3 protein-coding genes (1 of these 3 only partly in view) are annotated in these 24,983 nt (G+C 53.9%); all 3 read left to right on the forward strand.

Annotated elements, in window-relative coordinates; all coding sequences use genetic code 11:
- Tightly spaced (each overlapping or abutting the next), the 3 genes in view from VRK_RS03855 to VRK_RS03865 form a layout consistent with a single transcriptional unit that may run on beyond the window.
- Positions 1 to 6,675, forward strand: a complete 6,675-nt coding sequence (locus VRK_RS03855) for a non-ribosomal peptide synthetase (protein WP_059120175.1) — start codon at positions 1 to 3, stop codon at positions 6,673 to 6,675.
- Positions 6,672 to 13,973 carry a non-ribosomal peptide synthetase gene (locus tag VRK_RS03860; protein WP_059120176.1) on the forward strand — a complete coding sequence of 2,434 codons (7,302 nt, stop codon included), beginning with the start codon at positions 6,672 to 6,674 and terminating at the stop codon, positions 13,971 to 13,973. Before VRK_RS03855 ends, VRK_RS03860 begins: the two co-directional genes overlap by 4 nt.
- Positions 13,970 to 24,983, forward strand: partial view of a non-ribosomal peptide synthetase gene (locus VRK_RS03865; RefSeq protein ID WP_059120177.1) — the 5' portion only. It continues 3,674 nt past the right edge of the window; the window shows 11,014 of its 14,688 coding nt (coding positions 1-11,014); it begins with the start codon at positions 13,970 to 13,972; its stop codon lies beyond the right edge, outside the window. The genes VRK_RS03860 and VRK_RS03865 overlap by 4 nt, the downstream gene beginning before the upstream one ends.

Genomic DNA, 24,983 nt, shown 5'->3' on the forward strand with positions numbered 1-24,983 from the left:
ATGAATACGATTTCTCTTGAACAGGCAAACGCAAACCAGCGAGTGTCACTCAATCAGTCCGCGCTGTGGTTTTTATACCAGCTTGCACCGACTTCTACCGCATATAACGTTTACTTTGTCAGTGAGCTAGGTCAGCCGGGCGAACCGCCTTTACAGTTGGATGAACTGGAAAAGAGTTTTTATCAGGCTGTCGAAAGTCATGAAATTATGCGTACCGGATATTTCCAGCAAGGGGAGCAAGTATGTGCGCGACTGTTTGCCGCGACGCAGGCGGAATTTACGGTCGAACATCAGATATGCGCTGATGCAGAACGGCCGGATTGGGTGAAACGTTCAGCCGATAAACCGTTCCAACTTGAAGCCGGAAACGTGCTGCGCGCCAGTCTGTTGATTGGTGAAGATGCTTCCTATATCACGGTCACTGCGCACCACATCGCTGGTGACTTTTACGGTATGGAGCGGTTTATGCAGACTTGGGCTGAGTTTTATACTCACCTGACGACGGGGCAACCGGCACCAGAGATCCGCGAACAGTTTTCTCACTGGCTGGCACGTCAGGAGTCATGGCTGGCAAGTGAATCGGCAGCCAAAGCAACAACGTTCTGGCAAAAGACCATCGGTGATGTGCCCGAAGGATTAAATATTCCAACGGACTTCGAGCGCCCTGAAGTCCGTTGTTTTGCCGGTGATGAGTGGATTTGTCAGGCTGACAGCCGCCTGAGCGATACTATTATGGCCACTGCAAAAGCGTATCAGGTCACACCGTATATCTTGTTGCTAAGTGCGTTTCAGTATTACCTTCACCGCTTGAGTGGACAGACGCGCTTTCTGATCGCGTCCCCCACATCCGGTCGGCGTGGACGACGTGATCGCGATGTGGTGGGTTACTGTGCGAACCCGATACCAGTGATGGCCGACTTTTCGCAATCCATCAGTTTTGCTGAATTGATGCAACAGAACACTGCCTTTCTCAAAGCTTCACTACCGCACCAGAAGTTACCGTTTGCCCGGCTTGCTCAAGGGCTGATGAAAGAGCGCAGTGCTGATCGCAGCGGACTGGTGAGCCATATGCTGACTTACACACCAACCCATACACTTGATTTTTGTCGTCCGATCATTGGTCAGATGCTGGAAACCGGACAACGGGGTGCCGCCCACGAACTTAATCTCGGTGTGTATAAATCTCAGAGCGGGGAACTGTCATGCCACTGGCGGTTTAATACCAGTTTGTTCCGCGAGGAAACCGTCGCCGCAATGGCTGATGACTTCTTTGCTTTGCTTGACTGCCTCACTGACAATCCGGAATGTGCGCTGCAATCTTTACCTGTGATGGCATGGATGAACGCATCAGACAGCAACAATGAGGTCGGTGACTATCAACCTGATCCGCAGGCAACAGCGCTGGGGCTCTGGCAGCAGCGTGCTGACGATGAAGTTGCGTTATTACATCACGAGCAAGTTATCACCGTCGGTGAATTGAACCGAACCGTCGCTAGAATACACTATGGATTTGAACAGCAAGGGTTCAGCCCCCGAGGGCAGGGCTCACTCGCAGTGTTGCTACCACGGGGACAGACACAGGTTGCTGCGATGTTGGCGGCATGGCAATTCGGAATGCCTTATGTCCCGTTTGATGACAAACTGCCGACCATGCGTTTACAAAGCATGATGGCGGATGCACAAGTGCGGGCTTGCGTGGGACAAGGCGTGCGTCCGGCATGGCTGGCCGATAACATCGTGTGGCTGGATGTGGACGATATCGCGTCTTTCTCAGCACAAGTGGCTGAATTACCGGCCAATCCTGCTTCAACCGCTTATATGATCTTTACCTCTGGCTCGACCGGCACGCCAAAAGCGGTGGCTGTCGGGCATCAGGCTTTAGCTGCTTATGTCACAGCTCTCAATCAGCGTTTGAACCTGCAACCCGGCAGTGTCTACGCCAGTCTGGCCAGTATTGCGACCGACTTGAGTTATACCGCACTATGGGGCGGATTGCTGGGTGGGTTCCCTGTCCGGGTACTCGATGAAGAGTGGATGCTCGACGCCGAAGGACTAGCGGATCATCTGCACACCTATCCGGTTGATATGCTGAAAGTCGTGCCGTCACATCTGCAAGGATTGCTGGCCTCGGAGCGATTGGAAATTCTGCCCCGGCTCGCTTTAGTACTCGGGGGAGAAGGTGTCACGGATGCATTGTTGCAACAGCTATGGCAAACCGCGCCGAACCTGACCGTCTTTAACCACTACGGGCCGACAGAAACAACTGTCGGCGTTCTCGCCGGTCAACTGATCGCTGATCAGCCGGTTTCGCTGGGAACGCCTCTGGCCGGTAACCGGATTTATGTACTGGATGATGCCATGTCTCCGGTTCCGACCGGCGCGGTCGGTCAGCTCTATGTGGCCGGTCGTCAGCTTGCTGAAGGATACTGGCAGGATGCTGAAAAAACTGCACAAAGTTTTATTGCCCATCCGTTGATCTCCGGTGAAACGATTTATCGCACCGGAGACCGGGTTCGGCGCTTACCCAATGCGTCGCTCCAGTTTATCGGTCGTGTCGATGGACAAGTGAAAATCCGCGGTTACCGCGTTGAACTGGCAGAAATTGAGCGCAAGCTGGCACAACTTCCGTCGGTTCGTGAAGCGGCTGTCCATTTTGAAAGGGGTGAGCGGCGCGAATCACTGGTCGCATTTGTCGTCTCAGACTATCGCCATGATCAGCTTATTACCGCACTGGAAAGTGAATTGCCCGGTTATATGTTACCGCATTTCTGGCAGTCTCTTGACCAGCTACCGCGTCACAGTAACGGCAAGGTAGACCGTAAGGCTTTGCGGGAGCTGGCGCAAACGTTCATTGCCGGCTCGAGCTTAGCGGGACAGACGAGCTTAGCGGGACAGACGGATTTAGAGACTGGCGACAAGTTAAAGGGACAGACGAATTTAGAGGGACAGGCAGCGTTAGCGGGACAGACCGATATAGCCGCGCCACAGCATCAGTTTGTCAGTCAGCTACAGACGCTCTTTGCGCAAGTGCTGCAACTGGAATCAACATCGATTGACCCGCAGGCGGGATTTTTCGCGCTGGGAGGCGATTCAATTCTGGCATTGCAACTGGTCGCGACTGCCAGAAAGGCATCATTGCCACTGACACCTCAGATCATCTTCCGCCATCAAAGCCCGGCAGCGCTGTCAGCATTCCTTGCTGAACAACAGGCAAAAGAAGCTGTGAATACCACTGCTGAGGTTACTGATAACCGGACAACATCATTACAACCCTCGCTTTCACGGCGTCAGATGGCATCACTGCCGAATACCATCGAATGTGGTGAGGTGACTGCTGATCTCAGTCAACCGGATCTGACGCAAATCATCGCTCAGATTGACGCGAATGTGATTGAGGATATTCTGCCGTTGTCTCCCGGTCAGCAAGGGATCTTCTATCATTGCCTGCTGGAAAACGATCCGAGCTTGTATACCAATGTGACCGGGATGTCACTTGAAGGACGGATTGAACCGTTCGATTTTCTCCGGGCATGGCAAGACGCTGCACAACGTCATGATATTCTGCGCAGCCGGTTTATCTGGGAAGGGCTGGATCAACCGGTGATGGTGGTGTGTCGCGGGCTGAAAATCGCGACGGACTATCAGGACTGGCAGCATCTGAGTGATGCGGATCAGGGGAGTGCATTTGCGGCGCTGTTAGCCCATGAGGCGGACAACGGATTTGATATCGGCACGGCACCGCTGATGCGAGTTACTTTAGTGCACTTTGGTCAAGCGCAGTTCCGCTTAGTCTGGACGCGTCATCATCTGGTGGTTGATGGCTGGACATCTGCATTGATCGCAGGAGAAGCGATCGCGCTCTATCGTCAGGAAACGCTGGCCGAAGCCCCGACATTACAAGCGTATAGTCAATGGCTGGCCGATGCAGATGAGTCACAAGCGTTATCCTACTGGCAACAGACGCTGGCTGGTGTGGAAGCTCCGACGACGCTGTCATCATCGGTTTCGGCTGACGGTAGCCATTACGCGGAAGATGACGGTGAGAGTTCCGGGTTGCAAACCAACTATCCGCAAACCAACTATCTGAAAACCCAGCTCGATAGCTCGTTACAGACACAACTGACGCAGCAGGCCCGGGCTCATAATCTGACGGTCAATACCTTACTGCAACTGGGATGGGCACTGACCCTTAACCGAGTCACAGGGCGCTGTGATGTGATCTTTGGCAGCACCACATCCGGGCGGAGTGATGCGGTCACTGCGATTCAGCAAACCGCAGGAATGTTTATCAATACATTGCCACAGCGCGTGATATTGCAAGCAGATATGTCGCTGCAAGAACTCGCTCAACAAGTGCAGCTCAGTGCGTCGGAATCACGCCATGCCGATTTTCTCTCGCTGGCACAGATCCAGTCATCGTTATCTCTGCCACCGGGCGAAGCCTTATTTGATTCGGTGCTGGTGTATCAGAACTATCCATTCCCACCGGTGCTAGCCGAACTTGATGATCCCAAAATCGAATTACTGTCGATTCTCGAACACAGCAACTTACCGTTGATGCTGCAGGTCGAGCCCGGTGAAACGCTGACGTTACACTGTCGGTATGACCGCCAGCGCATCAGCGAAACACGGATAGCAACCTTACTGACGATCTTTGAACAGGCATTAATTCAGCTCGGTCAGTCGTTGACGCAGCGGATCGATACTTGTCTGTCAGCCTTGATCGCACATGACAGTGAACTGGCAATATGCAAAGGGCCGATGACTGCCACACCATCCGATCCGAGTTGCGACTTGATCCAGCAAATCCATGTTCAGGCCAGTCAAACCCCCGATAAACCCGCGCTGATTGCCACCGAGCAAACCTACACTTATGCCGCATTGGTTGAGGCCGTTGAAAAACGTGCCGCGGTACTGACCGGGCTGGTCGCTGAACTGACGGACGAACTTACGGGGACAGACGCTTTTACAGACGTGCCGGTTACAGGGACAGACGCCCTGACACCGGACAGCCTTACGAGGACAGTCGCGGTCGCGTTGCCGCGAGATGCTGAGTTGGTGATTAACCTGCTGGCGTTGTACCGCGCCGGTATCGCCTATATTCCCCTTGACCCGGGGCATCCGGCGGAGCGGCTGGAGAATATTCTGCAACAGTCTGATGCGAGTTGTTTGCTGGTGGCGGAGCCTCTGGCGCTCAAGACTGCAGTTCGCCAGGTGACGATTGCAGAATTACAAACGGCTGATGTCCCGGCAGCAAACTGCATCGCCATGCCAACATTGGATGAGACCATTCCGGCCGAGGCGATTGCCTATAGTATTTTTACTTCCGGTTCAACGGGGCAGCCGAAAGGGGTGCAGATCTCAAGAGGAGCGTTACAACACTTTATGCGTGTGATCGCCAACGAGATTCCTGTTTCTGCCCAGAGCCGCTTACTAGCCGTGACGACTGTCGGATTCGATATTGCTGCGCTGGAACTATTCTTGCCGTTGTTACACGGTGGTTTGCTGGTACTGGCCGGAGATGACGATTGCAAAGATACCCAGTCCTTGGTGCAGCAGATTATCAATCATGACATCAACCTGTTACAGGCGACACCAGCCACTTGGCAGGGATTGGCTGAATATGACGGGACATGGTGGCAGAAGCTCGATGTTTTATCCGGCGGAGAAGCGTTGTCGAAAACGCTGGCTGCCACATTGCTGTGGCAAGCCAACCGGGTATTTAATCTGTATGGTCCGACAGAAGCAACGATTTGGGCCAGTTGCGAGCCGGTTTCCTGTGCGTCACTGGACAATCTGTCAACCAATCATGTCGTGATTGGTCAGCCATTTGCCGATACCGAGTTTTATGTGTTGGATGAGATGCAACATCCGGTGCGGCTCGGTGTTGAAGGGGAGCTGTATATTGCCGGTAACGGTCTGGCTCAAGGCTACCTGAACCGGGCTGAACTGACGGCAGAGAAGTTTGTCGCCAATCCATTTCGGGATGAACCGGGAGCGCGGATGTACCGGACCGGTGACCGGGTGATGATGGATGAGCAGCAGCGTATCCACTACCTCGGACGAATGGATTTTCAGGTCAAACTGCGTGGTTTTCGCATTGAACTCGGCGAGATCGAAGCGCTGTTGCTCAACCATGAGGCGGTCAAAGAAGCGGTCGTGGTTTTATGGGATGGACAGCAAGATTCAGCCTTTATTGCCGCTTATGTTTCACTCCGCCACGGACACAGTGAGTCAACGGATTTAACCGCATATCTGGCTGAGCACCTGCCGGGCTATATGGTACCGGCCTCTATCCAGATCATGGAGCACTTACCGCTGAATACCAATGGCAAGATCAACCGACAGGCATTGCCTTATCCGGCAGCGAGAGAAAGCCGTCATTATCGTCAGCCGGAAACGGCAACCGAGCAGCGTCTGGCGGAAATCTGGCAACAAATACTGAATGTTCCAGAGATGAGCGTTGACGACAATTTCTTCCATTTAGGTGGAAACTCGCTCTCTGTAACGCGCTTACAGGCCCGGATTCAGCGCACTTTCAATCAACGCCTGCCGTTGGCTGAAATTTTCCAGAACCCAACAATCAAAGCACTGGCAGACAAACTGACCGCTGACACTTCACAGCAAGATGATTTAGCGATGATGGCTGCCCTGTTAGATGAGTTTGAATTATGAGTCATGCCGAATTGAACCAACAGAATACCCTTGATGCCAGCAAGTCGGATGCAACCCCGCGTCCGAAACCGGAGAACCCGCTGGATCCATATCATATCGCTCAGCGTCTGGCGCAGCTGCCTCCGGAGAAAAAACAGCAGTTCCGGGCATTACTGCAATCGAAGCAGATTGACAGTTGGCAATTGCCGATTGTCCCGGTGTCACATCCAGACAATCGTGCGGTGCTCTCCAGTGCGCAGCAACGCTTGTGGTTTATTGAACAGTATGAGCAGGGACGGGCGTTGTATAACCTGACCGGACGGCTGGTTCTGACCGGACAACTTGACCAACAGGCGATGCAACGGGCGTTTGCCAGTTTGCTGCAACGTCACCATATTTTGCGCAGTACCTATCAGACCGATGCGGCTGGTCAGGTCTACCAGCAGGTTGAGCAGGACTATCAACTGCCGTTCGAGATTCACACCCAAGTCACCGATATTGAGCAGCGCTGTGAACAGATCAGTAATCAGCCGTTTGCCTTGGATCGCGATCTCCCTGTCAGAGTGGCGTTACTCTCTCTGGCAGAAGATGCTTGTGAAAAGCGTCTGTCCTCAGAAGCTATGTCTTCAGAAGCTGGGGAAGCAGAAAAGTGCCTGTCCCCGGAAGAGAACCAAGCCTGCCTGTCCTCCGAAGAGCGCTCTTCGCAAGGGCGTCTGTCCCCGCAAGGGGAGCCGTCTTCAGCAAGCAGTCACAACCAGCGCTGGCACTTACTGTTTGTCATTCACCATATTGCGTTTGATGCGTGGTCTGAATCTGTGCTGATTCAGGAGTTGGCCGCATTATACGATCATCATCTCAATCATCCGGGCGAAGAAGCAGCACCGCCGCCATCGTTGCAATATGCAGATTATGCGGTTTGGCAGCAGGAATGGCTGATGAGTGAGAAGGCCGAACAACAGCGTGAATTTTGGCAGGCAACCCTAGCCAACGCCCCGAGTCAGACACAGTTACCGTTTGATTTTCCCTACCCGAGCGTGGCTCAGCGTAATTATCAGGGCGCGCAACAAAGTCTGACACTGCCTGCTGCTGTTCTTCAGGCTGCACAGAGTTTTGCTGCCCGGGAAGGCACCACGTTATATAACGTCATGCAGGCTGCGTTCTTGCTGCAACTCAACCGGCAAGGCGCCGGAGCCGATATCTGTCTGGGGACGTCAGTCGCCAACCGGCAACGGCCTGAGCTGGAGACGATGCTCGGATTTTTGGTCAATACACTGGTGTTGCGTCATCAGTTGCCGCCACAAGTCACATTCCGGCGCTTGGTCTCCCAAGTGTCGCAGACTACACAATCGGCGTTTGAACATCAGGATCTGCCTTTTGATCTGGTGCTGGATGCATTGGATGTTGAACGCGGGCAGGCATGGAGCCCGCTGTTTCAGGTGCTCTTTGTCTATCGCAATGTGCCGCGTAGTTCTCTGTCTCTGACAGATCTTTCGATTGACGTGGTGGAACGTGAACTCAAACAGGCGCGTTTCGATATGACCGTGCGTTTAAATGAGATTGAGCAAGCTGACGGTGAGGCCGCGTTACGCATTGACCTTGAATACAGCACCGAGCTATTCCGTCAGGAAACGATCCAAACCTTACTGGAAGCGTATCTGCAAACCCTGACACAAGTGTTCGAACAGCCCGATCAGCGATGGGATATTCGTGAACGAGAGCTGGCTGAACCAGTGTCTGCCGATGATGCTACGGTTTCCGAGACGCTTTCGTCAGCGGACAGCGCTGAGGTGATGCAACTGGCTGAACAGATTGCAGCGGGATACCGTGAAATGTTACGCAAAGATGTGACACTGCATGACAGCTTTTTCCAGCTTGGTGGCGATTCGATTCTCTGCTTACAATTGGTGGCGTTGCTGAAAAAATCCGGAGTAAAACTGACACCGAAACAGGTTTTTGCGCAGCAAACCCCGCTGAAGATTGCCCGGGCACAATTACAGGTTGAGTCAAGTGATACCGATGATGTCATGAAACTGGCCGAACAGATTGCCGCCGGATATCGCACTATGCTGAACAAAGATGTGACGCTGCATGACAGTTTTTTCCGGCAGGGGGGCGATTCGATTCTCTGCTTACAACTGGTGGCGTTACTGAAAAAATCCGGGATAAAACTGACACCGAAACAGGTTTTTGCCCGGCAGACGCCAATCGCACTGGCCCGCGAACTTATCGGTGGCGTTCCGGCAGCAACTCAGGTTGAGGCGACCGAGCAGAGACGGTCCAACATTCCGCTGGCACCGATTCAGCACTGGTTCTTTGACCAACATCTGGCGCAAGCCGATCACTGGAATCAGTCGGTGTTGTTAAGTTACACCGACACGATTGACCTGTCATGCCTGCGCCAAGCGGTATCACAAGTGTTCGCGCTGCATCCTCAGTTATCTGCGCGCTACTTTGTTGCTGATGAGGTGAGCATCGTTGCGGGGACAGACACCCTAACAGGGACAGACGTTCTTGCAGGGACAGATGGTGTTACAGGGACAGACGCTTTATCTGAGACCGATTTGCTTACGGGGACAGACACCCGAGCCGCGAATGCCCATGCTGAGAAACAACCAGTATTGCAGCAACTTGGCGAGGGGCTGTGGCCGGTCGAGGCTCATTCGTTGCCGGCTGATCAACTTGATACCTTATTGCAGGCGCAGCAATCATTACTCAACTTACCGAATACCGCTCCGATTCGTGTCGATGTGATTGATTTTGATGATCAAGCCGGTGGGCGGATCTTGCTGACCGCTCACCATTTGGTGGTTGATGGTGTGTCTTGGCGAGTGCTGATCAGCCAGTTATGTCAGGCTTATTTTAGTCTTTTAGGCGGAGCGCAAGCTGAACTGCCTGAACCAAGCGCTTTATACGGGGAGTGGGTTCGCAGCCTGCAACAGTGGCCGGAATCCCACAAGCGTGCCGCCAGACAATACTGGCAGCCGCTTGCAAGGACAGACGCCGCAACGCAGTACCAGTGGGGGCGTTTGCCAGCCTCGGTCGGGGAGATCGATTTCACCCAGCCAAACCGTTTGGCGGATACCGAGAGTATTAATGTGCAGCTTGAACCTGTGCTCACCCGGAAATTAACCACGACCGCACTGCAAACTTATGATCTCGGCATTAATGACCTATTACTTGCGGCACTGAATGGCACCATCGCAGAATGGCGTGCAGTACCTGAAGTTCTGATTGAACTGGAAGGCCACGGTCGGCAACACGAGACATTGGATTTATCGCAAACTGTTGGTTGGTTTACCAGCCGTTATCCGGTGCGTTTGCAGTGCCATGCGCATTTCGTTACGGGGACAGACGGTGCAATGTCTTCTGTTACGGGGACAGACACGTTAGGAAAAGACGTTGCATGGACAGACGCCACAATGCGTCATTTGATTCTGGATACCAAAGCGCAGCTGCGTCAGGTGCCGGATCAAGGGCAAGGTTTCGGTGTGCTGAAATATCTGGGCGGTGAACTGGGTGCGCTGGTCACCCCCTCGATTGTATTTAACTATCTCGGTCAGTTGGATCGCGGTTTAGCGATCGGCGATATCTCGCTCGCGGATGAAACGGTGCCTGAACAGCGACATGGCAGCAATGCCCGCAAGCAGTGGCTGGATATCAATGGGATGATTAAGAACGGTGCGTTAACCGTGCACTGGCAGTTTAACCACAATGTGCAGACGCCTCACATGATCCGGCAAGTGGCAGAGCGTTTTATCACTGTGTTATCCGCATTGATTGAGCACTGTGAGCAGGCACAGCCAACCCTGTCACTGAGCGATTATCCGTTGGTGGTTGACGCTGTGGATTCTCAAGCGGCATTCGAGCATCTGAGCGACCAGCTTCCGATTGATTCGGATGCGCTGGAAAATATTTACCCGCTGACCCCGACACAACAAGGGATGCTTTTCCATAGCCTTGCTGAACCAGGCAAGGGATTATATCTCAATCAGAGTGTGATCGACTTTCATGGTGAACTGGACGTACAGGCGTTACAGAATGCCTGGCAGGCGCTGCTCGATCACCATCCGGTACTGCGCAGCGGTTTTCACTGGCAAGGGCTGGATTCCCCATTGCAATATGTGGCCCGCACCGTGCCACTGGACTGGCAAGTGGTGACACTTCGTGACGACACACCGCCGGAGCTGCAAGTACATGAGCTGGCTCAGGCTGCATTGACCCAAGGATTTGCGCTTGATCATCCCGGGTTAATGCGTTTCCAGTTAGTGCGTCTCAAAGCCGATCACCACTGCCTGATCTGGACCCGTCATCACTTGATTGTCGATGGTTGGTGTACCGGCCAGATGGTAGCCGAAGTGCGCCGCTCTTATCAAAGTTTGGTTGCGGGACAAGGCGTAGCTGATGCGGTGAGTGTCGGTGAATTCGCTGATTTTGTTGCCTGGTTGCAACAGCAAGATACCGCGGCCAGTTTAGATTACTGGCAACAGTTGTTGACCTCGACCAACGCGGCAGATAGTGCAAAACTTCCCCGGCCATTCAAACCGGAGCAAGGGCAAGCACCGACAAATGCTGCAATAGGACAACAATATACTCAGGCGTTGTCTCCGGCATCAGTCACCGGGCTGAAAGCATTGGCGGCCCGGAATCAATTAACACTGAACTCCTTGTGTCAGGCGGCTTGGGCGCTGATTCTCAAGCGTTACACCAATCATGACACCGTCACCATGGGCATCACCAGCGCAGGGCGACCCGATGCGCTGGAAAATGCACAGCAGATGATGGGCGTGTTTATCACCACCATTCCGTTAGTTGCACAGCTCGATGAATCGCAATCATTGGTGGATCTGGCGCATCATTTACAAAGCCAGCTGATGGACAGCCGTGAACATGAGCATGTGCCATTGGTTGAAATCCAGAAAACAACTGGCGTGGCAGACGCGCTGTTCGATAACTTACTGGTGTTTGAAAACTACCCCGGCGAACAATTCCAGATGGATGATGCTTTGCAGTTTACCGTGCGGGAAACGCTGGAGCGCAATAATTACCCGTTAACGTTAGTGTTGGTGCCGCATCAACAGTTAGATATGCGTCTCACTATCGATTCGAGTCAAGTTGAGCCGTTAGTTGCGACAGCGATGTTAGCGGATTTTGTCACGCTACTGACCCAGACTGCGACGGCTGAACATGATATTCATGGAGACAAATTTATCCGTGCGCTGGCAAGTGAGTATCAGCAACCGGGCCCGTGGCAGTGGAACCAGACCGGACAAGTCTATGATGTGCCAGTCACGTTGGATGCTTATCTTGCAAGGCAGGTTGAACGGACACCGACGCACGTAGCATTGGTGTGTCCGGCTGACATTGTGTCACCGATTTATCTGGAGGCTCTTGGCGCAAACGGCAGTGACTGGCAACCGGGTCAAGATCTAACGCTGAGCTATCAGACGCTCGATGCGCTGGCGAGCCGGTTGGCGCATTACCTGCGCCGGTCACACCAATGTCTGCGTGGTGAGCGCATCGGTTTATGTATGCGTCGCTCACCGGAGATGGTGATTGCTATGCTGGCCTGTGTGAAGCTCGGCTGTGCTTATGTACCGCTCGATCCGGATATGCCGGCTCAGCGTCTGGCGATGATCGTTGCCAGTGCCCGGCCGAAGGTGGTTCTGGCACAGCAGAATGTGATGTATCTGCTCGAAGGACAGACGCCTGAAGAGCCGGTATTAACGGGACAGACGGTGCTGGCGGTAGAAACCGTTCTTACTGAAAGTCACAACTATCACGGACAACCATGGCAGCCAACGGACAGCCAAATCGTGCAGGCCGATGATATTCTGTATGTCCTCTATACCTCCGGCTCGACCGGCAAACCCAAAGGCGTTGCCGTTCCTCATGCCGGGATCGTCAACCGGATTGCATGGATGCAGGAGACATTTGGCTTGCAGCATGATGACGCGGTGTTACAGAAAACCCCGTATGGTTTCGATGTTTCAGTCTGGGAGTTCTTCTGGCCGCTGGTTAGTGGTGCCCGATTGGTAATGGCTGAACCGGATGCGCATAAAGACAGCGGCAGACTGTCTGAACTGGTACGGGATTACGGGATTACGACCATGCATTTCGTGCCTGCGATGCTGCATGGTTTCCTTGAATCCTTCGCAGAAAATTCCTTAGCGGGACAGACGCCTGAAGGAGAGGGATCCTTCGCGGGACAGACACCGCAAGCGCCTTCTCAACATGCAATCGCCTGTCCGCATCCTCAGTTACGCCGGCTGATTTGTAGTGGCGAAGCACTGCCTTACCACGTGCAGCAACACTGTCTGAAGTTATTGCCGCATGTGGGGCTGTATAACCTGTACGGCCCGACTGAAGCCTCGATTGATGTCACATGGTGGGATTGCCGGGCGAAGAATATCGTCAACGAAGTGCCGATCGGTTATCCGATTGCCAATATGCAGACGTGGATTCTCGACCGTCAGCTCAATCCCGTACCGATCGGGGTTGAAGGGGAATTATATCTTGCCGGGGTCGGTCTGGCGGCCGGTTATCTGGGACAGCCTGAATTGACTGAGTCGGTGTTTATTGCCAATCCATTGGCCGCCAAAGCAGCCCCTTCAGCCACAACTCAACCGACCAGCGATGCGCAGTATGCCCGTTTGTATCGTACCGGTGATCTGGCGCGCTATCGTGCTGATGGAGCCATTGAGTATCTGGGACGAGCTGACTTTCAGGTCAAAATTCGCGGGCAGCGGATTGAACCGGGAGAAATCGAAGCGGTGCTGGCAACCTATCCGGCGATTCGCGAAGCCGTGGTTCAGGTGCGCTCGCGAGGGCAGCAAGATGCATTGGTCGGCTATGTGGTCTGTGAGCAACAACTGCCGATTGAGCCGTTGATGACTTTCCTGCAACAGCGCTTGCCCGTTTATATGGTGCCGGATCAGATTGAGATCTTAACCGCATTGCCGCTGACCCATAACGGCAAAGTGGATCGTAAAAATCTGCCGGAGCCGAGCTGGCAGCTTGTGGCATTCTCCGCACCGCAAACCCCGACCGAACAACAACTGGCAGCCCTGTGGCAGAGTTTATTGGGTATCGAGTCTGTCGGACGTCACGACAACTTCTTCGCACTGGGGGGCCATTCATTATTGCTGACCCGTCTGGTGAACCGAATCAATCAACAATTTAACCTGAATCTTCGTTTGGCACAGCTGATGGAACTGCCGGATCTGTCAAGTCTGGCCGCTTATGTGGATATGCATTGTCATACCTGCCAAGCCGAACCAACGACCGACCACGAAGATGAAAGGGAGAGCTTTGAATTATGAGTATTGCCGTACTTTTAGCCGAGTTATTCCGGCGTGATATTCGCTTACATCTGGAAGATGGCAAATTGAAAATTGATGCCCCGAAAGGGGCATTTACTGCCGAGATCAAGCAGACATTACAGGCGAGAAAAGCGGAAATTATCGCGCATCTGCAACAGCAGCAACAGTCCCGGACATGGCCGGCACTGACCCGGGTCAACCGCGCGGATGAGGCGTTGCCACTCTCTTTTGCTCAGGAGCGGATGTGGTTTTTGCAGCAGTTTGAGCAAGCGAGCGGCCAATATAATGTCAATGCACTATTGGCGGTAAAAGGTCAGGTTGATCTGGCGCTGTTCCGGCAGATCTTTGGTCAGTTAGTGGCAGAGCACGAAATTTTCCGGACCACATTTTCAGCAGCGGCTGATGGTCATCCGGTTGCCCATGTACACACTGCACAAGCGATCATGGATGCATGGCAGATTCGCGAGATCGATTTAGGTGCTATCGAACAGCCAGCCGATGATGAGGCTTATGATTCGGCACTGAAAGCCGTCATGAGTGAACCATTTGATCTGGCAAAGCCACCGCTGTTTCGTCTGACACATCTGAAATGTGCAGCGGGAGCTTCCCGGTTGCTGCTGACTTTTCATCATATTCTGGTCGATCACTGGTCGTTACAAACCCTGACGAGCATGATGGTGGAAAAAGCCAATCAGTTGACCCGTCCGTCAAGTTCGCAGCAAGTTGTATCGTCACCCGAGCTGTTTCAATATATCGACTACGCCCAATGGCAGAAACAGTTACTCAGCGGCGATATCTACGAGCAACTGATGACTTACTGGCGCAACACACTGGAAGATGGTGATTATCACCTTGAGTTGCCGATGCGTCGTCCGGTTGAAGCGCAACTTGTGACAGCCAGCGAAGCAGACACCGGAGATGATGAAGGGGCCCGGTACCATTTCTCACTGACCGAGGCCGATTATCAGCAATTGAAACGCGTCTGTGAAACGTATCGGATGACACCTTATACGGTGTTGCTTGCCGCTTATCAGTGGATGTTGAGCCAGCGCACCGGACAGCAAGATATCCGGGTTGCGTGTCCTGTGGCGGAGCGTTCTCTGCCTGAATTCGAAAATATGCTGGGACTGTTCGTCAATACCTTGGTGATTCGTTCACAACTCAGCACTGAAACCACTGCCGAAAGTTGGTTACAAACGGTTCATCAGGCGCTGGCAGGCGCGCAGAGTCACAGTGCGATGCCGTTTGAGAAACTGGTCGATACACTGGTTTCGACACGAGATATCAGCCATGAACCGCTGGTGCAGACCATGTTCAACTATCTGGATGATGCGTCATCCGGTCAGGTGACGTTGGGTGATATGGTGATTGAATCGCTGCCGGTGCCTGAATTTACCGCCAAATATGATCTCTCTTTATTTGCCGTTCATCACAATCAACAACTTGGATTGTCATTCCAGTATCGGACGGCCTGTTATCGCACAGAAGATGTGGCGCAACTGGCTCAGTTTTATCTGAGCGCGCTGCGTGATTTATTGCAATGTCTGACCGATGAACCGACCCGGCCATTACGCACCATGTCCGGTCTCAGTGAGGCAGAGTGGCAGATGCTATGGCAGTGGAACCAAACCGAACAACCGGCTTTTCTGCCGCCACAACTGGCACATGCTACGCTCGGTGAAGCCTTAGCGGGACAGGCACGCAAAACACCGCAGCAGCGGGCTTTAGTCTTTACCCAAACCACGGCGCAAGGGCCACAGCAAGTCTGCTGGGATTATCAAACGCTCAATCATAAGGTGAATCAGCTAGCCCATTGGATCCGCAAGCAAGGGGTGGCACCGGAAAGCCGGATAGCTATTTGTATGCCAAGAAGTGCCCAGATGGTGGTCAGTTTGCTGGCCACGGTGCAGGCCGGGTGTGCTTATGTGCCGGTTGACCCTGAGCATCCGCCGCAACGGCTGGAATTAATAGTCCAACAAGCACAGCCCACTCTGTTGCTGACAGTGCCTGAGCTGGAAAACTTCACGACGGAATTTGCCGGAGAAGTACCTTGTCATACGCTGGATGATGAGTGGTCACTGGTGGCACAAGAAGCGACGGACTGGCAGGTGACAAGCCGGATTGAACCGCAACATCTGGCGTATGTCCTCTTTACTTCCGGTTCGACAGGCAAACCAAAAGGGGTTGCTGTGCCGCATGTCGGCGTCATAAACCGGATTCTGTGGATGCAGGAGCAGTATCCCCTTGACGGGACAGACGTGGTACTGCAAAAAACACCGTACAGCTTTGATGTCTCGGTCTGGGAGTTTTTCTGGCCGTTGATGGTGGGCGCGACACTCGTCGTAGCACCACCGGAGGCACATAAAGACAGTCAGAAATTGGTCGATTTGATCCGTCAGCATACGGTGACCACGCTGCATTTTGTCCCGACGATGCTGCAAGCCTTTTTAGATCATCAGCACGTGGCGGCTTGTACCTCGCTGCGACGGGTGTTTACCAGTGGCGAAGCGCTCTCCTTTGCTTTGAAAGAGCGATTCTTTTCTCAGTTTTCTTGTCAGTTACATAACTTGTACGGTCCGACGGAAGCTTCAATTGATGTGACCTACTGGGATTGCAGCACCCCGTGTCCGGCAATCGTGCCGATCGGTTACCCGATTGCCAATATGCAAACCTGGATTCTCAATGCTGATCTGAACCCGGTGCCGGTCGGCGTCGCCGGTGAGCTTTACCTGAGTGGTCCCGGTCTGGCGCGCGGCTATTTCGGCCGGGATGATCTGACAGAACAGGCATTTATCGCCAATCCGTTTTATGAAGATTACAAGGACAGACGCCTGAAGACCGGTGGCCGTTTTGATGAGGATGTTTACAGGGACACACGCTGGTATACGCGCTTGTATCGCACCGGTGATCTGGCGCGCTACCGCGAAGACGGCAGCATTGAATATCTGGGGCGGACGGATTTTCAGGTTAAAGTCCGTGGTTTACGGATTGAGTTAGGGGAAATTGAAGCTGCGATTCTCGCGCTGGACTTCGTCAAAGAGGTGCTGGTGACCGCTCCGGATCAGCAGACGTTAGCCGCTTATGTGGTGATTGACGGCGATGAGCCTGACTGGGCGCAGTGGCAGACACTACTTGCCCCTCATTTACCGGCTTATATGATTCCGGCGGTGTTTGTCCGTCTGGACGCGATGCCGGTCAATGCCAACGGCAAAGCGGATCGTAAAGCCCTGCCTGAGATTGATCTGGCACGTCAGAATGCCGGTGAGTATGTTGCACCACAGTCTCCGCGTGAAGTACAACTGGCACAAGTGTTTGCTGAGGTACTGCGGCTTGATACGGTCAGCATCGAAGATAATTTCTTTGCGCTGGGCGGTGATTCGATCATGAGTCTTCAGGTGGTCGCCAAAGCCCGGGCGCACGGATTAGCGATTGAACCGAAGCAAGTGTTTCAATATGCCACGGTCAAAGCGCTGGCCACTGTTGCCCGTGTCAGTGAACAGACTGATTTTGCGGCTGATACGTATTATGGGGACACACAACCGAGTGCGATTCAGCACTGGTTCCTCACGCAGAACCTGCCCAATCCGAACCAGTTCAATCAGGCTGTTTTACTCGCAAGCACAGCCGATATTCAACCTGCATTGGTAGAACAGACACTGACGGGGCTGTTACAGGCGCATCCGCTGCTTGCTGCTTGCTTTACCCGGAATTCGGATGGTCAATGGATTCAGTCGATTCCTTATCCAAATCAGATCACCGCCGAACAACTGGCGTTTCAATCCCTTGAATGGCAGAGCTCAGCGGAAGAATCACTCCAAGTCCGCATCGACCAACTGTGTCAGCAAACGCAGTCGGCGCTGTCGATCGAAGAGGGACGGCTGTTCCGGGCGGTATTGGTGCGTATTGTCGATGATGCAACAGCGGCTTGTTCGTACCGACTGTTACTGGTGGCACACCATCTGGTGATTGATGCCGTTTCGTGGCGGATTTTATTTGAGACGTTAAGCCAAGGATATTCACAACTAGCCGCTGATGCCGACGGGCAAGGGGGGCTGTCCTTACCGGGACAGACGGCGCAACAGGTGCTTCAGCAAGGCGGGATTTTCCAAGCTCAGACCTTGCCATATAAAGGCTGGGTGGCGCAGTTTGCCGCGTGCTTCGGCTCTCCTGCCACGGCTACCGGCTTACAGGGACAGACGCCAGAGCAAGAAGACTTGCAGGGACAGACGGTTGAACTGGCGGATGAACAAAACACCGGACTGAACGCATGGCAAGCGTGGACGGCACAGCCCGAGGTTCAGCAGGCCTTACAGGTCAATTATCCGCTGGCGACGCAGCCGCTGTTTCCGCAGCAACCCATTGGGATCGCAGCGCTGGAACGGTTTGAACTGTCGCAACACACCACGCAAGCGCTGTTTGAGCGCATTGCTCCGGCGGTGAAAGCCAATGGCGAAGAGGTTTGTCTGACGGCCTTGGCGCACGCTTTGTGGCAATGGAGCGGACAGCCGAACCATCTGATCCAGTTGGAAGGTCATGGCCGGGATCAATTGGATCTCGATGTCAGTCAGACTCTGGGGTGGTTTACCCGGATTTATCCGGCGCTGATTAGTGCCGCGGTGACACCGGATCAATCGTGGCACCAAGCGTTGCTCTCGAATCGCGCGGCACTGAGCCATAACCCGGAACGTCAACAGGCAGTGCCATTTCTATCGATTCAGTCACAACTGACCGAGTTGTCTGCGGCACAGGGGCAACCGACGTTGGTATTCAATTATCTGGGGCAACTTGATCTGATATCCACAGAGCGTGACGGGGAGGCTTTGTTCTGCAAAGCGCCTGAATCGTTATCGGCATTCCGGGATGAACAAAATCCCCGTTATTGGCCGATCGAAATCAATGCGTTTGTCCAGCAGGGACAGTTGGTGGTCAATATTCAGTATGCCGCACAATGGTTATCTCAGACTGAAGCACAGCGGCTCGCAACGCTGCTGGCTGACAGCCTTCAATCTCTGGCGGATAGTAATGAGACGGCGACTGGGGCTATTGCCGCAGATTACCCATTGGCGAAGGTCAATGATGCACAGGTGCAGGTGATTGTCCGTCAGGCTGAACGTCAGGGAATGGCGGTTGACGATTTGTATACTCTGTCTCCGGCGCAGCAGGGGATGTACTTCCACTGTCTTGATTATCCGGATGCTTACATCAGCCAGAGCGTGGTGACATGCCGGGGGCCACTGCACAAAATGCATTTTCAGCAGGCATGGCAAAATGCAGTCAACCGCCATACCGCTTTGCGGACTTGCTTTATTTGTGACGGAGTTGATGAGCCGCATCAATTGGTGCTACGGCCATTACGGGGACAGACGCCTAAAGGTCAGTCTTTACAGAGGTTACAAGGACAGTCGTTACAGGGACAGACACCGCAAATGCCGTTGGTGTTTGACGAATATGATGCATCATCACTGACCAAGTCTGAGCGTCAGCAACAGTTACACCGGTTGCAGCAACAAGCGCGGGAACAGTTGGATCTCGAACAAGCGCCGCTGATGCGACTGGCGCTGGTGCGCTGGCCCGATACCGCAGACGGACAAGCCGATTATCGGCTGATCTGGACGATTCACCATTTGATTATGGATGGCTGGTGTCTGCAACGGCTGGTGGGGGAAGTGATGGCGGATTACCGTGCGTTGGTGAAAGGCGAACCTTTACCTAATATCGCCGGATCGGCTTATCGCGACTTTATTGCATGGCTGGGTGAATCTGAACGTACCACCGATGCAAAAGCATATTGGCACCATGCGCTGGCAGGGTTCGAGCAAGGTAAATCACTTCCCGCACCCATGGCAGATGTGTCAGTGCGTTCAACAGCAACGTTCCATACGCAGTCGCTGGGTGAGTCACTCAGTGCTTCACTGAGCAACTGGGCGCGAACCCAAGGGGTCACGCTGAATACTGTGATTCAGGGATTGTGGGGGCTGGTCTTATCTCGTTATCTGGCAACCGATGATGTGGTGTATGGGGTGACAACATCCGGGCGTCCGGCGGATCTCGCCAATGCAGACGGGATTATGGGCGTCTTTATCAATACTTTGCCGCTGCGCTTACGGACTGAGGCCGATACCTCGCTGGGAGACTGGCTGGACGCATTGCAAGATCAGAACCTGCATATGCGTGATTACGAACAGACACCGTTGGCGAATATTCAGCGTTACGCAGCGCTATCCGGCAACGGCCCTCTGTTTGACAGCCTGTTGGTGTTTGAAAATCTGCCGGTGTCCGATTCGACACCGATTGACGGACTCTCTCTCACTCTGGATGCGCATCATGTGGAGAATAATTTTCCGCTGACATTACGAGTGGTGCCAAGAAAGAATCTGCAATTTGATCTGCTGATGAACCCACAGCAGGTGGATGCGGCATTGATGCCCGGGCTGGTCAGTCAGTTGATCCGTTGGATTGAGCGCGTGACTACTGATCCGCAATCACAGCAGCAATCGCTGATAACCTTGATACGTCGCTGGTCTGAGGCGCAATCTTCATCTACGGCACAGATGACGCAAGAGGCGCTGGATCATGCCAGTCCGGTACAATCCCTCAGTCTAGTACAATCTGAACATGCACTGGCACGGATACAAAAGCAGGCAAGGGAGGCGACTGCGCTGACGTTTTATTCCGACCACACAGCGCTGACGCAATGGTCGTATCAGACGTTGCTCTCTCAGGCCGGACAACTGGCGCAGCAATTACCTAGGGTAAATCGGCCCGAGGTGAATGGGGCTGATGTGAATGGTGATGCGCCGGTCATCGCTATCTGTATGCCAAGACAGATGGAACAAATTGTCGCGATGCTGGCGGTCTGGTATCAGGGGGCTGCGTGGGTGTGTATTGACCCGGAACTGCCATTTTCCCGGATTCAGCACATCATCGACGATGCGCGGCCTGCTTATATTATTGGCGGTGAAATGCCAAGCTGGGTCAGTGACTGGGGAGACGGCCGGTGGGGCGTCTGTCCTCGCAACGATTCCTCCGGTGATTGGGGCGTCTGTCCCCGTAACGACGCTGGTCAAGTGCTGTCGCATCATTCATGTGCGTGGATCGATATCATGGCACTGAATTTAGGCGATGATGTGACACCATCACCAATGTCGTTGCCACCATTGCCGCAGTTAACCGCGCAGGACACCGCGTATTTGGTTTATACCTCGGGCTCAACGGGTAAACCGAAAGGGGTACAAGTGAGCCACGGCAATCTGCTCAGTTATGTCGATGCTTTGTTTGAGCGCGTATCACTGACAGCGGATGCGACGATGACGACGTTTGCGACCGTGGCAGCGGATCTGGGCTTCACGTGTGTACTGGCCTCGCTATGCAGTGGCCGGACGTTGCGTTTGTTGCCTCCGAATGATTATTTTGATCCTGAAGCCTTGGCCGGGCGGCTGGCACAACACCCGGTGGATGTGCTGAAGATTGCTCCGTCACATCTGAAAGCGCTTCTGGCGGTTGCGGAGCCGCAACGGTTATTGCCGCAGCAGTGTCTGATTGTCGGCGGAGAATCCTTGGATGTGACACTGTGGACACAATTACGTGCGTTTGCACCGACGATGACTATCGTCAATCACTATGGCCCGACAGAAACCACCATCGGTTGTTGCGCGACTGAGCTCCGCTCGCAGGCTGACCTCGGCTCTATTGGGACCCCCTTGAAAAACAGTGTGGCTTATGTGGTTGATGAAGCCGGATTACCCGTGGCTAACTGGGTGGCTGGTGAGCTATGGATTGCGGGGGCCGGGGTTGCATCTGGCTATTTGAACCGGCCGGATAACACCGCCAGACAGTTCAGCCGTACCGATGTGCTGGGTTTGAGTGAGCCATCTATGGCATTGCCGCTGTATAAAACCGGTGACCGCGTGGTGCGAGGGGCACAGGGCGAACTGCGCTATCTGGGGCGTCAGGATGATCAGGTGAAAATCCGCGGCTTCCGGGTTGAGCTGGGTGAAGTGCGTGCCACGTTACAAGCGATGCCTGATGTTGAAGATGCTGTGGTGCTGGCGGTTGACGGACCGAGTGGTCAACGTCTGGCTGCGGCTGTGATATTAGCCAATCAGGACGAATCTCAGCCGCGCCGGTTAAAACAGCTCGAAATTGCGCTGGAAGGATTACTGCCGGATTATATGGTACCGCGATTGTGGCAAGTGTTGACTCAGTTCCCGTTACAGAAAAACGGCAAACTGGATCGACAGGCACTGGCATCAAGGATGGTGGCACCTGACGTGACATTTTCAGATGAAGCGGAGACAGCTCAGACGCAACCTGACAGCGAACCGAAGTTGCCGGCTAAAGCTGCAACCGATGTGGTGCTCAGCGATCTGTGGGAGAGCCTGCTTAAGATCCGGCCACAAGCGGAAGATAACCTGTTTGCGCTGGGCGCGGATTCAATTGTCTGCCTGCAATTTATTGCCAAAGCGCGCCAGAACGGTTTCAAACTGACACCGAAACAGATTTATGCCGCCCCGACAGTTGCCGCTTTAACGACCCTTCTGGCTGAGCAAGCCGGTGAGTCTGACTGCGCGACACCGGAGACAGCACCGGCCGAGAGCAAGCGCACAGTTGATGTTCCGGTTGGTAAGAAGGCGTCCGTTGCTGAGGGGAGCGTAACTGCAGCATCCGTAACTGAAGCATCTGTTGCAGCATCATCTCCGGAGAGTGAGACGCCATCGATTACGGAGACATTGCTGTCTCTCTGGTCTGCATTACTCCGGCAACCGGTGTCTGTTAGCGATAATTTCTTCACCCTCGGCGGAGATTCAATTATTGCCTTGCAACTGGTGGCCCGGGCGCGTCAGCACGGGCTGGTGATTACGCCGAAAATGCTTTACGCGACACCGACCATTGCTGAACTGGCAGTGACACTCGGTGAAACAGCGCAACCTGCGGCTGAGCCTGAAACTGTAGCGGCTGACACACCAAAGATAAGCGCGATGCCTGATCAGCAGCGCCTTCTGCCGCTGTTACCGATTCAGCAGTGGTTCCTTGAACAGCCACAGCCTTACCCGCATTACTGGAATCAGGCTGTGATGCTTCGGGTTCCGACGCGGATTGTCCATCGTGTGATGAGTCAGGCGGTTGATGTCGTCTTGCATAAGCATCCGTTACTGACGGCGCGTTTTGAACATCTGGATACACCACAACAGGCCGGTTATTGGTTGTCTCATGAAACTGCGGCCGTTTATGCCGGATTTGACGGACAGGATCCGGCCGGATTAACGGCTTTAGTGGCCGCAACTCAGCAGAGTCTGAATCTGACTGAAGGGCCATTATTCAAAGTGGTTGCTTTCAATTTGGCTGACGGTAGCAGTCAACTGTTGCTGGTTGCCCACCATCTGGTGGTGGATGGGGTGTCCTGGCGAGTGATCGGCCGGGAACTGCATCAGACCTATCAGACACTGTTGCATGGCGGAGAGGTCACACCCGATAAGGAAGAGACCACCGCAGCGCAGTGGCAGCAGCAGTTACAGCATTTGCCGGATGAAAAACTCACCGCTGCCGGGCAATACTGGCAGCCGATGGTCAATCGGTTTGATAGCGGGATCCTGATTGCCGGTGCCCAGCCCGGAACGGTCGGCGCCGTGCATACTCAACACCAGACATTCTCCTCCCAACTGACCGCCCGGTTGCTGGGTTTAGGGAACTTACATCAGCGCTCGGCTTGTGAAGTTGCCATGCTTGGCGCGCTGACTCAGGCGGTTCAGTCACAGTTTCCGCGTGATCAGTTATTGATTGAGATGGAGAGCCACGGGCGTTGTCCTTGGCTGGCTGAGCAAGATTTGAGTGAGACGGTCGGATGGCTGACCAGCCGTTTTCCGGTTCGTTTTGACACTGCATCTGAAGATCTGGACAGTATCGCCCGCCAACTGGCAGCAGTGCCTGATCTCGGTATTGGTTATGGCGTGTTACGTTATCTGCATCAGCGGCTGGCATTTCCGGCTCCGCAGATCCTGTTCAATTATCTGGGTCAGATCGGCACGCTTGATATGGACTGGCAGTTGATTGACGGTGCCGGACAAGCGCGTCATCCCGACAGTCTTCGCCGCCAGTTGATTGAAGTGACCGCGCAGATCCGCGATGGTATTTTGACGGTGGTGTGGCAGTATCCGCCAGCGCTGAAGTCGCAGCTCGACCCCGTTGCTGATGCGTTTGCACAGCGGCTTGAAGGTATTGCGTCCTTCGCAGGACCGTCCTTCGCAGGACCGTCCTTCGCAGGACAGACGCCTTTAGCGGGACAGTCGCAACAACAAGCGTTGCGGGGACAGACGCCTTTAGCTGGACAGTCGCAGCAACAAACGTTGCGGGGACAGACGCCTTTAGCGGGACAGACACAGCAACAAACGTTACGAGGACAGACGGCTCAGCCGGCGGCAGGATATGCGTTGACACCGGTGCAGCAGGGGATGTATTTGCATAGTTCTGCACTGCAAGGGGCAACACCGGATGAGTCGCTGTACTTTAATCAGACTGCGGTCGCGATTGAAGGGACGTTGGATGCTGAAGCGTTTGTGCTGGCGTGGCAGCAAACGGTTAATCGTGAGCAGGCATTGCGGGCGCATTTTCAAGACGATCAACAGGGCGAGCCGCGTCAATACTTTGCAGCGCAGGTGCACTTACCGGTAGACATCCTGGATTGGTCCGGTGATGCAACCACACAACAGCAACAACGTTTTGAGGCGTTGTGTCGGGCTGACCGGGATAAAGGATTTGATCTCAATATGCCGCCCCTGATGCGTCTGACGCTGATTCGCATCGCGGAGCAACAGCACTGGTTGATCTGGAGTCGTCATCATTTGATTGTGGATGCGTGGTGTTCGGCCTTGGTGATTCAGGATGTGATGTGCCGTTATCGTCAGGCGATGGGAGATACCTCGATTCAACTGACTCCGCGGCCGGATTTTTCGCTCTATCTCGATTGGCTGGCACAGCAAGACCTTGATGCATCCAAAACGTTCTGGAAAAACT

Origin of the sequence: Vibrio sp. MEBiC08052, assembly GCF_001506075.1 — a bacterium.
Classification (GTDB): Bacteria; Pseudomonadota; Gammaproteobacteria; order Enterobacterales; family Vibrionaceae; genus Vibrio.